This is a genomic window from Bacillus sp. JJ1566 (assembly GCF_036962685.1).
Lineage (GTDB): Bacteria > Bacillota > Bacilli > Bacillales > Bacillaceae_L > Ferdinandcohnia.
In genome coordinates, this window is record NZ_JBALOP010000028.1 from 29,995 (window position 1) to 42,503 (window position 12,509).

Genomic DNA, 12,509 nt, shown 5'->3' on the forward strand with positions numbered 1-12,509 from the left:
GGAATTGCGTTATAGCTTTAATAATTGCGCTTTAGTGGACAGGAATTGCGTTATAGCTTTAATAATTGCGTTATAACGGAAAGGGATTGCATCTTTGATTGGACACTTGCCTATAAGAAGCGGGGTTTGCACCATCGGTGCCAAGAACTCCATATTCGGTGCTTCTACACAAAATTAGGGTGGTGACAGCAGTCACCACCCATTGTTCATTTCTTCAGTTTTTCTTCGACGAGGTGGTAGAACCTTTGCCAAGGTTCGGTTTTGTCTTTGTGCTTTTCACTTGGCACAAATTTTTTTGTCTTTTTCTTTGGTTTGGTTGTTTTTTCTGCCAAATGAATCAGCTCCTTTGGTTTTGCGGTATATCGTGTAGCGATTTACTAGCAGATGATATATCGCTGGCCATTTTTTGGTATATCGCAATGCAAGATTACGCGGATTGGTATACCGCTAGACGCTTTAGCGGTATATCGCGATGCAAGATTACTCGGATTGGTATATCGCTAGACGCTTTAGCGGTATATCGCGATGCGAGATTACTTGGATTGATATATCGCTAGACGCTTTAGCGGTATATCGCGATGCAAGTTTACATTGATTGGTATACCGCTAGCGCAGTTTACGATATATCACACCGCAAGATTCTAGCCACTGATATACCGAATAGGAGTTATTCGGTATATCGATGGGTAAGATTTACGTACCCGATAAACTGTAAAGTCCGTTCAAGAAAAAATCCACCGGGAAATCCGATTTGGGGCTGACAAGGAACCAGTCCCTATCCCACCCAAATTTGGCTATTGGTAAAAAGTAGGGAAACGGCGGAACCGTCCCCATGTTTACCTGGAGCTGGGACAAGGGACCTGTCCCCCTGTCCCACTAAAACACCCCAAGCAGCTCCTTGAGTTCGTTTGTAGAGAGCTCGGTGATCCAGTTTTCGCTGGTGATGATTTCGTCGTTCAGCGACTGCTTTTTTTCGAGCATTTCGTCGATTTTTTCTTCGAGTGTGCCGGTGGCGATAAGCTTGTGCACGTGCACGAAGCGCTTTTGGCCGATGCGGTAGGCACGGTCGGTTGCTTGGTTTTCGACGGCTGGGTTCCACCAGCGATCATAGTGGATGACATGGTTCGCTTCCGTTAGGTTCAATCCGGTTCCGCCTGCCTTCAGTGACAGTATCAGGATATTAAACTCACGATTTTGGAAGCCGTCAATCATCTTGTCACGCTGCACTTTCGGAACACTTCCGTTCAAGAATTGTACGGGTTCGTTAAAGCGCTTTTGTAGCACATCCTGAATCATCTCGCCCATTTGAATATATTGTGTGAAAATCAAACAGCTTTCGTCCTGATCGCGAATGTGGTCGACCAACTCTAGCAATTTCTCCATTTTTACGGAGCGCTCATCAACCTTCTTAGGAGCTTGCTCCTTTAAATAAAGTGCAGGATGGTCACAGACCTGCTTCAACTGCCCAAGCATTTTTAAAATCAAACCTTTACGCTGCATGCCTGCAAGCTGTTCAACTTGGTCCAATGTATCCTTCACAAGCTGCTCGTATATCGAAGCCTGTTCCACCGTTAATGGACAATATTCCTTCTGCTCAAGCTTATCCGGTAGGTTCAGTGCAACGGCTTCGTCATTTTTCGTACGTCTTAGTAAAAATGGCTTGATCAAACGCTGTAGCTGGGCAATCGTTTCCCCATCATGGTCCTTTTCAATTGGGGACACAAAACGTTTTTGGAAACCGGCGAGGCTGCCTAAATAGCCACGATTGATAAAGTCAAAAATCGACCAAAGCTCGGTTAACCGGTTTTCCATCGGTGTTCCAGTCAACGCAATATTGTGGTCGCCTCTCAATTTACGGATCGCGCGTGACTGCTTGGTTTGCGCGTTTTTAATATTTTGCGCCTCGTCCAAGCAAATCGTACCCCAGTCAAAAGCAGAAATTTCTTCCTCATCCAAATGGGACAACCCGTAGGAGGTGAGGACAATGTCAGCTTGACTAACGCCTTCAACAAACTCTTCCCCCTTCAATCGATTCGAGCCGTAATGAAGGTGAACGCGTAAGTCAGGTCCGAATTTTTCAAGCTCCTTTTGCCAGTTTCCTAGGACGGATGTTGGGCAGATGATGAGCGCGGGCTTCGTACTGCTTTCTTTTACCGCTAAAAAGTAAGCAATCATTTGAATCGTTTTCCCGAGTCCCATATCATCGGCAAGGCAGGCCCCAAATCCCAAGCGTCTTAAAAATAAGAGCCAATCAACACCCTGCTGCTGATACGGACGGAGTTCACCTTTAAACGTTTCCGGAATGTCAGCCGAAGGGATCTCTTTGATATCCGTTAGCTGGGTAATCATTTGCGACATATGGCGATTGAGCTCGATTTGCACGCCTGCAAATGCGCTTGCAGCCTCTTGTTCCTCACGTTCTGCTTTTTCCGAAAGCGAAAGTAGCTCCTGCTCAAGAACATCGCGGACATGAAGCCCTTCTTTGTTTGCGCGCGCCAGAATTGACTGAACCTGTTTGATAAACGCAGGGTCAAGCTTGATCCATTTTCCACGGATGTTGATTAAGCGTCTTTGCTCGTTTACAAGTGACAAGAATTCTTCTTCAGAAAGCTCAACCCCATTTGTTGAAAAACGCCAGTCAAAATTGATGATGGACTGCAAGCCTACGAAGGATTGACGGCCACCACCTGCCGATGTTTTGACCTTTGCTTTGATAGCAAGCTGGGCGTCCTTGATGGCTTGCCACCAGGCAGGTAAAAGGATGCCGACTCCGGCCTCTATAAGCTTTGTGCTTGCTTCCGTTAAAAAGTCCCACGCCTGACGCTCATTTAACTCGTGAACAATGCTGTCTCCATCACGAAGCCATGGAACGAGCTTACACCACATCGCTTGGTCGCTCTCAACTTTGCCCGCAAATGCTGTCCATTCTTTTGGCATAGTGGTATACAATGTATGAGGTTTTTCTTTCTTGCGAAGCACAGTGTGAAGTGTCCAAGTCCCATTATCTACCTCGGGTTCTTCAATCTGCAGCATCACGTCAAATGGTGTGTGATCTTCCTTCCAACCAATTCGTTCGAGCCAATTGTTTTCATCGACGACTGACTCTGCGCCGGCGGTACTTTTTACAAGAGGAAAGGTATCTAAGATCTCTTCCCAGGCGTCACTAAGAGTTGAATCGGATTGAATCCAGTCGGTGATGGCTTCTGAAAACCACTCGGCAGTAAAGCCAGTTAGCTCAGGGCCAATCGGTTTCCAGCCAAAGCGTCCAGTCTCGTGCCAGTATTCGAAGTCAGGCATGAATTCGCCGTCTTCAATGAGTGGTAACAGGTTTCTTGAAATTTCATGATAGTGTTGGGCATTCTCACTTAGCTCAATTTGGATAAGTGAATTGATGGGCAATTCGGCGAAAAAGGTAAACGCCTGCCAGGGTGAAAGCCGGACCGTATTTTCTTTCTCTTCGAGGAAGGTCCCGAAAAAGGAGGCTTCATGCCAGACAAAGAGATGTTGCTTCCACTCTTCCACTTTGAGCTCGCTGCCATTTTCAGTTGTACACCAAACATCAAAGCCTGTTTCCGCGTTCCATTCTGCATGGACTAAAAACATGATCATCTCACCCCTTTACTCTGAAATCATGGAAGCCCGGAGTAGCTCTTGCTGGAAGGCACGTAATCGTTTATTCACAGCGGCAAGCTTTGTAATATAGTCATCCCAACGGTCTTCTTGTTTTAATTTTTTGTAATGTGTACGGACTTTGCGCAAATATTTAACGGCCTTTTTATAGCTTGGCCGGTTTTTACCCTCAATCGCCTTAGCGATGGCTTGGTGGTAAAGAGGAAGCAAAACGGCACGATCAAGGGCTTCGATTTCTTTTAAAATATAGCGGTCCATGTCATCGACCTCATAGCCGACCATGATTTGCAGTTCGACCCATTCCCGGTATTGTTCGGTGTCAAGTAAAAAGTCATTGTATTCAACATAGCTATACGGTAGTAGCAGTTTCAGAGCCTTGGTATAAACGGCTGAATCGCGTTCATCCGCATACATCATGATATTTTGTAAAAATAGCCTTGTCATGTGGCGGCGCCCTTCATAGCTTTGAATGCCCAAAATATACTCTTGGGCTCCATCTACGGCATGTTCAATCCACAAGCGAGCCCTGTCCCAGTTCTTTCCTTCAGATAGATAGGAAATCCACCAAAAACTATACGGTACCGCTAAATGTCCTAACTTTTTCATCGTTTCAATGGCAGTCGAATCGTCTTTTTGTAAAAAGCGAATATGGGCATAGGCAATCAATTGCACTGGATGTTCAATGTCCAATGCAGCTTCTTCAATTTCAAGCCATTTTTTTCGATTAAAAAAGGTTGTCCAAAGCAAACGGTACATTTGCATGCGCTCGTACTGAAACATGGTTTCACTAAGAAGTGTTTCGCGGACAAGCTCGAGGCTTTCCTCAAGCAGTCCGTCAAGTGAGAATGGGAGAGACACCTTCCGCATTTCAAGCGAGTTATCGAGCACGACATCTGTGAAGTTATGAAAGTATGGCTTAATATACGTGTCCACCTGGTAATTTTTCACTTCGATTTGGTCAAGCAACTCGACCGTTTTTCGAATGCAAAAAAGAGTCGCGTGGATGAGAAATAAGCGTTTGAGTTCCTCAGAACGAGGTGCTTTCCTTTTTAAAGTTTGAAAAAGGGAATGGTACAAGGTCGCGAAATGATACACATTTTTTTCACGGTGACCTGATTCAAAACGCTTATATTCACTGTTGAAAAGGGTTAGCCAGCTCTCAAGTGAATTCTCCTTGTATTCGACACGCTGTAGGGCGTTTCCTTTTATAACGGGAATCGAGGCTAGCGTTGGCTTTGGTTTGTTGCCGGCTTTCCATTGTTCAAGCAAGGACCCTACCCGGTCAACACTTGCATACATATAGAAAAACAGCGCCATCCGATGCCGGCAAAAGGACGGATCTGGGCATGTACAGCTGCTCATTTCTAAAAAATCGAGGTCAAGTGTGACATCTACAGGAGTGACGTCCTGCACACGGCCCTCAATGGTTTGTCCGTTGTATTGTACATTATAAACACTACCCTGACGGTAGAGGTTGAGTCCTTTTTTAATTAAAGTACGGTCCTCTTCATTTTCGAAAGTAATCATGGCGCGAAGCTTTTCGGAAAAATGCATGACCGCATCCTTAGGAATATCGTTTTGAAGCAAAGTGGTCTCACTCCCCACAAAAAAATCAAATGCGCCTTGGCGTATTTGCCGCCCGATTTTTTTAGGCCCACACGAGGTGGGTCACAAAGACGTTGCCACAGGATGTGGCGTTTTTAGTCTTTGGTCATAAGCTCGAAAAGTTTCCTTTGAAAAATCGTGGCATCCGCCGGAGGCTGTAACCTTATTCAGCAGAAGTGCCTCACTTCGGCTGAATAAGGTTACATCATTTTATTATACCGCAAAAAAGGAAAAATTGGGATTTTGGTAATTGGGATGTCTGTGATGTTTACCTCAATTTAGAAATATTTTCTAAAAGACAGTCGCAAAAAAGGAGCCTCCAGCGTACATGTATAGTAATTACTTGGCGGAGATGGTTTCTCCATCCAACCTCCCCAAGGATCATTTTCTCCCAAAGTGCCGTAATGGCACTTATTGAACTTTATTATGCTTGGTGGAGGCGTCTCCATCCTTCACCAGGCGATCTTTAACAGATGGCACTTTTTCAGCTAGGAGTGAACATAAATTGGATTATATATCTTCAGATAAGGTTATTTCGATTGATGAGAACAGGGTAAGAAGAGCGTTAATTCGTGCCTACATGAAGGGAGAAAGAAATTCAGAAATTGATATGAAGCAATTTATTCAAGACTTAGCAAATGATATTAAAGGGTCCCCGACAACATAAATTTTTTGCCTACTGTCGTAATTCGACACCATCCCAGATGGTACAGGCACTTTTAAAGCAACTGTCTACCAAAAAGGGGGACAGTTTTTTAACATTCGGACAAGTTGTACTACTTTTGGTGTATAGAAATAATAAATTTGGGTCATAGAAATTTTCTCGTTTTTTTGACATAATTGTCACCACAAACATTTACCGGTGTTTGTGGTTACCCAGCATTGGTCAGTGGTTTTCAAGCCATTAGACTAGTCTGGGTTTTTGTTAGGTTTATATGAATTTTTCAAGTTTGAATCCGTATTCAGCGGTTTAGTTTGAGATTTTTTTATGATATGTATAATATGGTGATAATAAGCCTAATTAACTGAATGTTATGATAAGGGGGAAAGATGTGAAGCTACCAGAGGTATCCTCACAAAGGCGTGAGAATTATGCAAAATTCTATATGATTTTCATTGTACTACTAGGTGGTGCAGCTGTGGTGAACGCGATTTTTCATCTTGAGCCAACAGATGAATTCACCATTCTACTATTGCTTGCAATATTTTTGGCGATAACGGAGTATTACCCAATTCCGCTTTTGAGAGGGTCAACGACGGTTACGTTCCCGTTTATCTTCATCATGTATGAGCTTTTTGGGATTTCGTATCCAATCATCATCTATGCGGTGATTGCGTTAGCGATCAATATCCTTCACCAACGTCCCTTGAGGATTATCCTGTTTAACCCGGCCCAACTAGCTGGTAGTGTATTTTTAGCGGAATACATTTTATCACATACCAATGTGGTTCAGGTTCTTTCATCAAGCAGTGATTTTCTATCAGGACTTAGTACATATATTCTTTTTCTTACTCTATTTTATATCATAAATAATTTCATTGTCGATATTGTGTTGCTGATTCGTCCGCAACCTTATACGTTCTATTTATTTAAAACGAAAACACTTACGGAATTAGGCAGTTTTGCAATTTCTATCCTTTACGGAGCGATGATGTTTTACCTTGGAGGTCGAAAGGTTGACGAATTCTCGTTGTTCTTTTTCTTCTCGCCATTGGTGGCGATCTCGTTACTGTATTCGGTTATTTCGACTCTACGAAACGAAAAGAAGCGGTTAAATGCTCTTTTTGAGATTACAACTGGGGTTAACAAGAAAATCCATTCTACGGAGTGGATTGAGATGTTTAAAAATACATTCTCACAAATCGTTGATGTGCAAGCAATCATGCTGTGGGTCAAGGAAAACGATGTGTGGAAGGTTTTACATAGCGACGGACGCGTAACGCCGAAAGATGAACTGACAGGTGAAGCGTTAACTCGTTTTGATGGAAAAAAAGAACCGATTGTCTACCAGGACAGGGTGAAGAAGCTTGGCCCTATTGATGAGTTTTTTATGAAGGATATGAAGGCCTTTGTGTACTCACCAATGGTTATTGAGGATGAAACGGTTGGGATGCTTGTCGTTGCAAAAAGTCGGGCGCGAAGCTTTGAGGATGATGAAATCCATTCCATTGCCACCCTTTCGAACCAGCTTGCGATTGCGGTAAAGACAAGGCTTTTAATTGAGGAGAAGGAAAAGCGAATTATCCTCGAGGAGCGCAACCGTATTGCGAGGGGCATCCATGACGGGGTAGCTCAAACCTTAGCCGGTGCGGTCATGAAGCTTGAGACAGCTGAACGTAAATTCGAGCGTCATCCCGATGAAACGATAAAACTCATTCGTGAAAGTATGGATAAATTAAGGCTTAGTTTACGGGAAGTGCGCGAATCGATTTATGAGCTGCGCCCGTATCCGACGGAGCGGGTTGGGCTTTCCGCCGCGATTGGAAAACGAATTGAAATGGTAAAAGATGAGTACAATATCAAGTTTTCGTTTGATATAAGAGGCAAGGAAGTTCCGCTCAGTCCAATGGTTGAAAAGGAATTATTTGATATTTTTCAAGAGAGTTTGCAAAACACAATCAAGCATGCGCAGGCCACAAAAATAGAAGTTCTGTTAAGCTATCAGAAGGAACAAATTATTTTAAAAATAAAGGACAATGGTGTAGGCTTTTCATTGTTCCAGGCAATGGTCAAGGCACAAAACAATCCTCATTTTGGAATTTTGAACATGAATGACGCGGCAGAAAAAATTAATGCCACTCTTCAAATTGACACAAAAGAAGGCCATGGTACTGATATTACATTAACTGTTCCAAAAATGGGACTCGAAGGAGGTAGTACTGTTGATCAAGCTTATGCTGGTGGATGATCATGCTGTGTTACGTGATGGACTTAGAAATATTTTAGAGCTCGAGGATGATATTCGCGTTGTTGGCGAGGCGGTATCAGGGGATGATGCCCTTCTTAAGGTGCCGATGTGTGAGCCCGAAGTGATTTTAATGGACATCAATATGCCCCATAAAAATGGCGTTGAAGTGACGGGCATTTTGAAGAAACAATACCCTTCGATTAAAATATTGGTGCTGACAATGCACAACCATGAGGAGTATTTTATGGCTGCGATTCGTGAGGGAGCTGACGGATATTTGTTAAAGGATGCACCGTCTGAACAGGTGGTCGAAGCGATTCGTACAGTCGCACGTGGGGAGTCTGTGATTCATCCATCGATGACGAAAAAGCTTCTTAACTTCCATCAACAACAGCAGGAGCAACCGCGGGACAACGCACTAACGGAGCGGGAAACGGAAGTCCTTCAATGCCTAGTAGAGGGCCTCAGCAACAAAGAAATCGCCGAGCGCCTCTTCATCAGCGACAAAACCGTAAAAATTCACGTCAGCAAAATCTTCAAAAAATTCGACGTCAAAAGCCGCTCCCAAGTCGTCATCTACGCCGTCCAAAACAAGCTCGTGCCGATGTAGGAACTAGGGGGGACGGTTCCTTGTGGGACGCAGGGACAGGTCCCTCGTCCCAGAGGTACCCACTTTTTGAAGAACGAAGTGTTGGCACGGGTTCTACGTCCAGACAATTTGTTCAACTGAAGATTAAAATCAACAACTGTTTTCTGTTATGGAAGCAGTTGTTTTTTTATGCAATAAATCCTCGTACTTTTGTCTACTTCGAAATACGACTTTTGGAATCTATAATTTACAACTTAAGCTTAATAGGAATCTGGGCATCTACCAGTGATAATGAAGATATAAGGGACATTTGACTAGGAAGAATCACACAGATACGTTCCTATGAAAATGAAAAAAGGAGGTAGGATGGGAAATGAAGAAGGTTCTATACTTGATAATGGCATTATCTTTATTATTACCAACTCTTTTTACAGGGAGTAAGCCAGTACAGGCCGTGGATGGTCTGCCCGCGATAATCGACCCATTACTTGTAAAGGAATGGGACAAAGTAGGTTCCTTGCAAGTAATAGTTACGTTTAAGGGGGATGGGGCGCCTCAGGAGCATCAACTAAATCTACTAAAACAACTAGGAATTGAGACAGGTCTAAGTTTACAGTCGTTACCAATGGCAGGGGTGATTGCGACTAAGACTCAAATACAGAAGCTTGCCGAAAATGACCAAGTTCAATCAATCTATTTAAATCGAAAACTAGAATATTTTAACGCAGATTCAACTGAACTCACGGGTGTTGATAAGGTTCGGACTGATGGCGCGATGCAAAAAGCGAATGGAGGGTTCCCTGTTTCAGGTAAAGGGGTCGGAGTTGTTGTCAATGATAGCGGTGTTGACGGTACACATAAAGATCATGAATTCGGAAAAAATCTTGTGCAAAATGTACTAGCTTCAACAAATCTTGCCAGCCTAGCACCAGGACTTCTACCGGTCACTTATTTAGAAAATGTAGCGAATACAGATACGAACTCTGGTCACGGTACGCATGTTGCAGGAACAGTGGGTGGTACTGGGGCCATGTCTGGTGGGAAATATGAAGGTGTTGCACTAGGTGCCAGTTTAATAGGATATGGATCTGGAGCGGCCTTGTTTGTATTAGACGGAATTGGTGGATTCGATTATGCGATTACACATCAGCAGCAATATAATATCCGTGTGATTACAAATTCATGGGGATCATCAGGTGACTTTGATCCAAACAATCCAATCAATATTGCGAGTAAAAAGGCATATGACCGCGGAATTACCGTTCTTTTTGCAGCAGGAAATGAGGGGCCAGGTGAGAATACTCACAATCCATATGCAAAGGCACCTTGGGTCATTTCAGTTGCGGCAGGTGTGAAGGATGGAACTCTGGCTGAATTTTCTTCAAGAGGTACAGAGGGAGTTGGTGGAACATTTACATTGGATGGGCAAGACTGGACATGGGAAGACCGCCCAACGGTAACGGCACCTGGGGTTGATATCGTTTCAACAAGAGCTGTTTCACCAGTCGCAGCACTTGCAGCGCAACAGGATCTTGAGTTGCTAGATCCAGCACATGTTCCATTTTACACACATATGAACGGGACATCGATGGCAACACCGCATGTTGCAGGAATAGTGGCCCTTTTACTTGAAGCAAACCCAATGCTTTCGCCAAGTGAAATTAAACAAATCCTTCAAGATACAGCCACTAACATGCCTGGTTATGAACCATGGGAGGTTGGTGCTGGCTATGTCAATGCATATGCAGCAGTTGATCAGGCTTTCACTGGAAAAGAGTACGGAAAAACCGTTAATTTATATCAAGCGTTTAATAGTAATGTAGAAAGTGGGACAGAGCGAAAAGAATTTGAAGTCACATACGATCCGACAACACTTTTATCGAAAAATCAATACGAATTTACGGTTGATGAAGGAGTAGTAAATGTAGCAGCGAAAATAAATGCATATGGAGTGTTATCGCAAACTGGTAACCCATTGAATCTTGTGTTAATCGCACCAGACGGGACAGAGTATAGTTCAGGAGTAAGCTTGCTCTTTCCTCTCTATACAGATCGCGCAGTCTCTGTAAGTTCCCCGATGGCAGGAAAGTGGAAAGCAGAGATTCGCGGGCTTAAAGGCGTTGCAGAGAACCCCCTCGCCATTGGTTTGCCAGAAACGGTGAAGGGTACTTTAGCTTTCTCAAAGGTTAGTGGATATACTGGTTTAAGTGATATCAAAGGCCACGCTGCAGCAGGTGCTATCCAGTTTGGGGTGAACGAAAGATTATTTGATGGCTATTCGAACGGTACATTTAAGCCAGATGCAGCACTTACTAGACTAGATTTAGCGAAGTATTTAGTAATGGGTGGAGAGATTCGTCAAGCGTTACCTTCGGCTGCTTCATTCGGTGATGTGGAAGCTGCCGAAGCTCCGTTTGTGGAGGCGGTAGTTGCAAAGGGTGCGGCATTCCGTGATGGTAAGCAGGTGCAAAAAGGGGTAATGCTTCCAAAAGCAAATGGAAAATTTGCTCCTAAGGATTCGGTAACACGTTCAGAATTAGCATACTCACTCGTGCAAACGCTTGGTTTACAAACAGAGGCAGAGGCGTTAGGAGCAGGTGATATTACCGTTCAATACAAGGACGAACGTGTGAAAATTGACGATGCTGGAAAAATTCCAGCAGAGCTAAGGGGATATGTACAACTTGCGTTAGATCTAAACATCCTTAATGCAAAGTTTTCCGTATCACAAGGCACTTTTGATCTAAAACCTAGAGTGACGGCAACCTTCAGTCCCACTGAAAAAGTAACTCGCGGTGAATTTGCAGTTGCCATGACACGCTTCTATAACGCATTTTTACAATAATTATTGGATTGCCAGGAAAAAGTTAACCCAATAATGTTGATATTTCAGCATACTTGGGTTTTTAGTTTGGCAAAAGTTAGCCTATAGTTATCTTTCTTTTTTTATTAGGAGTGCCATCGGGAGGTAGGTAATGAAAATAGACGCAAAAATCCGTACGGAGATGCATATTTTCGAATATCGACGCAAAGATCCGCACGATGACGCGTGTTCCGCCAGCATTGTCCCATATATTCAATAATTTATCCGATAACATAAAACACCGTTAAGATATTCGGCCTTCCGGTGGTCCGGAAGGCTTTAAATACCGCTGAAATTTTGGGGGTCAGGTAGAAACGAACCTCCGAGAACAACAATGACACCCCTATCGATACTCCCACAAGATTGTCCAGTCGCCGGATTCTTCGACAACGAAGATATCTTGGTGGATTGTGAAGGTCCCGTATATGCTTTTGTAGGTTTGGGTGATGGGAACCTTATAGACGTCGTGGAAGATTGTGGTGTTCTTTGTCATCTGCCAGGATTTAAGTTTTTCCGCATCATCCACCGTGTATTTGAACGTATCGGTCCCGAAATGGCCGACAAATACATGGTTGCGCTGCTGGATATAGTCGGCTTTTTCAAATCGCTCCTGCATTAGCGGATGGAATAATTCCCATGAGCTTCCGAAATCTGCATCCTGTTCATATTTATAAAAGGAGTGGACAAGCTCCTTCGCTTCCTCCTCAGGTGATGAGCGGAACAATGAAAATAAAAGAATAAACATAAGTATAGCCCCAATTGATACCAAAATCAGTGGGATGGGCAATCCTCGTCGTCGTCTCATATGTAAACAAAAGCCCCCTTAAGCTTGTTTACTATCATGGATATGCCCTTGGAAAGTTGTCCTAGTACAAGATTCGATTTTTGTATGTAGTTTGGGACAAGGGACCTG

General features: G+C 43.6%; 8 protein-coding genes. 4 read left to right on the top strand and 4 right to left on the bottom strand.

Translation table 11 applies throughout. From position 1 onward, the window contains the following. Positions 1 to 206: 206 nt before the first annotated feature. From V7112_RS12570 to V7112_RS12580, 3 genes are all read right to left on the bottom strand, one after another. Positions 207 to 332: a hypothetical protein gene (locus tag V7112_RS12570; protein ID WP_335369067.1), complete on the bottom strand. Its 126-nt coding sequence runs from the start codon at positions 330 to 332 to the stop codon at positions 207 to 209. Positions 333 to 876: 544 nt separating this feature from the next. Beyond that, positions 877 to 3,609, bottom strand: coding sequence for a DEAD/DEAH box helicase (locus V7112_RS12575; RefSeq protein WP_438823888.1), 2,733 nt, complete (start codon positions 3,607 to 3,609; stop codon positions 877 to 879). A gap of 9 nt (positions 3,610 to 3,618) precedes the next feature. Continuing rightward, on the bottom strand, positions 3,619 to 5,217 hold the full coding sequence (locus V7112_RS12580; protein ID WP_335419988.1) for an SWIM zinc finger family protein: 1,599 nt from the start codon (positions 5,215 to 5,217) through the stop codon (positions 3,619 to 3,621). A 523-nt stretch (positions 5,218 to 5,740) separates the two neighbouring features. Between V7112_RS12580 and V7112_RS12585 the strand changes: the two genes are divergently transcribed. The 4 genes from V7112_RS12585 to V7112_RS12600 all read left to right on the top strand — a co-directional run bounded on the left by V7112_RS12585 (position 5,741) and on the right by V7112_RS12600 (position 11,578). Further along, positions 5,741 to 5,902: a hypothetical protein gene (locus V7112_RS12585; protein WP_335419992.1), complete on the top strand. Its 162-nt coding sequence runs from the start codon at positions 5,741 to 5,743 to the stop codon at positions 5,900 to 5,902. 385 nt (positions 5,903 to 6,287) lie between these two features. Continuing rightward, complete coding sequence (locus tag V7112_RS12590; RefSeq protein ID WP_335419994.1) at positions 6,288 to 8,144, top strand: GAF domain-containing sensor histidine kinase; 1,857 nt, start codon at positions 6,288 to 6,290, stop codon at positions 8,142 to 8,144. After that, positions 8,119 to 8,754, top strand: coding sequence for a response regulator transcription factor (locus tag V7112_RS12595; RefSeq protein WP_335419997.1), 636 nt, complete (start codon positions 8,119 to 8,121; stop codon positions 8,752 to 8,754). The genes V7112_RS12590 and V7112_RS12595 overlap by 26 nt, the downstream gene beginning before the upstream one ends. A 352-nt stretch (positions 8,755 to 9,106) precedes the next feature. Further along, a complete protein-coding gene (locus tag V7112_RS12600; RefSeq protein WP_335419999.1) occupies positions 9,107 to 11,578 on the top strand; it encodes a S8 family serine peptidase in 2,472 nt (823 codons plus the stop codon). 361 nt (positions 11,579 to 11,939) lie between these two features. Here V7112_RS12600 and V7112_RS12605 read toward each other — a convergent pair whose 3' ends face one another. Beyond that, complete coding sequence (locus V7112_RS12605; protein ID WP_335420002.1) at positions 11,940 to 12,401, bottom strand: hypothetical protein; 462 nt, start codon at positions 12,399 to 12,401, stop codon at positions 11,940 to 11,942. Positions 12,402 to 12,509 lie beyond the last annotated feature (108 nt).